The sequence below is a fragment of the Novosphingobium sp. Sphag1I genome (assembly GCF_056279125.1).
On the sequence record NZ_JBWBQS010000048.1, the window covers coordinates 1 to 2,600 of the forward strand.

The 2,600-nt window shown below is 63.0% G+C and carries 2 protein-coding genes; both read right to left on the minus strand.

Annotated elements, in window-relative coordinates:
* Nucleotides 1-1,185: mannitol dehydrogenase family protein (locus ACZ9HU_RS22455; protein ID WP_476108096.1), on the minus strand; the 1,185-nt coding region annotated here is incomplete at its 3' end.
* On the minus strand, nt 1,182-2,600 hold a 1,419-nt coding region (gene uxaC, locus ACZ9HU_RS22460; protein ID WP_476108097.1), incomplete at its 5' end, for a glucuronate isomerase. The genes ACZ9HU_RS22455 and uxaC, both read right to left, overlap by 4 nt.

The window sequence follows — 2,600 nt, forward strand, 5'->3', positions numbered from 1 at the left end:
GTGTTTGATCCAGGCGGCGATGGCCGAGAGGATGGCGGGGCATGAACGCCCCTCTGCCTGATTGGCGGCAAGGGTGGCGAGCCAGCGCTGGGGGATCTTTTGCGAGCCGTCCATCGCGATCTGGATCAAGCGGTGGTTGAGCGCGGGATTGTCGAAACGCTCGATCAGGGCCTTGGCATAGGCCGACAGGTCCATGTCCGCCGGGGCCGGGATGGTCGGCGCGGCTTCATCGAGCATCAGTTGCAAGGCCATCGCGCGCAGGGCCGGATCCGCCACGGCCTGATGAACATAGGTGTGGCCCGCGGCCAGTCCGCAATAGGCCAGCGCCGAATGCGCGCCGTTGAGCATCCGCAATTTCGCCGTTTCATAGGGCGCGACATCGGCCACGATTTGCGCACCCACCGCATCCCACGCGGGGCGCGGGCCGGCGAACCTGTCCTCGATCACCCATTGGCTGAAAGGCTCGGTCATCACCACGCCCTCGTCGCGCATCGCCAGCGCGCCCTCGACCTCGGCACGGTCGGCATCGGTGGTGGCGGGCACGATGCGGTCGACCATGCTGCACGGGAAAGTGCAATTCTGCGCCACCCAATCAACCAGATCAGGGTGATGGGCGGCCAGATATTGGCCCATCAGACGCTGCAACTGATGCCCGTTATCGGCCAGATTGTCGCAGGACAGCAGCGTCAATCCGCCGATCCCCGCCGCCTTGCGCGCCGCAAAGGCATCGGCCAGCAAGGGATAGAACCCGCCCGCCGCCAGATCGAGATCAAGCCCGCCGGCAGCGTTGCGGCAATAGCCCTTTTCAGTCACGGTGAAGGTGACGATATGGGTGCTGGGCGCAGCCAGAAGCTGGGCAATGCGCCCCGGATTTTCAGGCGCGACGATGACCTCGGCCACGCTGCCGATCACGCGCAATTTCGTCCCCTCGCCCGATTTCTCGGCCAGAGTGTAGAGCCCGTCCTGCGGGTTCAATTGCTCGCCCACGGTGGGGCTGCGCAAGGAAATGCCCGCGATCATCCAGTCGCCGCCGTGCAATTCCATCGCCCGGTCGGTGTACCACGCCTGATGCGCGCGGGTGAAGGCGCCGAGGCCAAAATGGACGATGCCAATGGATTTTTCCGCCCGGTCATAGGCGGGCAATGCCGCGTTGGTGGGCAGATTTACAGCAGAGATCCGGCTCACAACTTATAGGCCTTCTTCACCAGATTATAGGTCAGGTCCTGCGCCACTTCGGCCGCTTCCCAATCGGCCATGCGGTGTTCGACCACCATTTGCGCCAGAAAGCCGCAGTCGATGCGCCGCGCCACATCGTGCCGCGCCGGGATCGACAGGAACGCGCGCGTGTCATCGTTGAAACCGACGGTGTTGTAGAAACCGGCGGTCTCGGTCGTGGCATGACGGAACCGGCGCATCCCTTCGGGGCTGTCGTGGAACCACCATGCCGGGCCCAGCTTCAGGCACGGATAATGCCCGGCCAGCGGCGCCAGTTCGCGGGCATAGACGCTTTCATCCAGCGTAAACAGGATGATCGAGAGCGACGGTTCATTGCCAAAAGCGTCGAGCAAAGGCTTCAAAGCGTTGACATAATCGGTGCGCATCGGGATGTCGGCGCCCTTGTCACGGCCGAAATTCTCGAACAGGCTCTGGTTGTGGTTGCGGAACGATCCGGGGTGGATCTGCATGACCAGCCCGTCCTCAAGGCTCATCCCGGCCATTTCGGTCAGCATTTGCGCACGGAACAATTCGGCGTCCGCCGCGGTAAATTCACCCTTGGCCACACGGTCGAACAGGGCCTCGGCCTCAACCGTCGAGAGGTTGGCGGTCTGCGCGGTGGGGTGGCCGTGGTCGGTGCTGGTCGCGCCATGGGCGGCGAAAAAGGCGCGGCGCTGGCGGTGCGCGGCAAGGTAGCCGGCCCATGTCAGGCAATCCTCGCCGGTGATTTCGCTGAAACGTTTCAGATTATCGCGGAAACCTTCGAATTCCGGGTCCACCACCGGGTCGGGGCGATAGGCGGTCACCACCCGACCCTGCCAGCCACCGGCGGCGTTTTCCGCCATGATCGCGGCGTGGTGTTCAAGGCTGTCGAGCGGGCTTTCCGTCGTCGCGATCACCTCGATATTATAGCGATCGAACAGCGCGCGCGGGCGGAAAGCGTCGGTCGCCAGTTGATCAGTGATCGTGTCGAAATAGAAATCGGCGTTTTCGGCCGAGAGCATTTCGCCCATGCCGAACACTTCCGAAAACACCCAATCCGACCACATGCGCGAGGGCGTGCCCCGATACAAATGCCAGTTTTCCGCCAGAATGCCCCACGCCTTGCGCGGATCATAACTCGCCTTGGCCGGACCAATCCCCAGATCCTCCAGCGCCACGCCCTGCGAATAGAGCATCCGAAACAGATAATGGTCCGGGCGCAGCAGCAATTCGGTGGCGTTCCCGAAACTCTCGTTCCGCGCAAACCAGCTGGGATCCGTATGCCCATGCGGGGACACAATCGGCGCGTCCTTCACATAGGAATACAACTCCCGCGCCACAGCACGCGTGCCGGGCTCAGAAGGAAACAAACGATCAGGGTGAAGTTCCAAAGGACGGGGCAT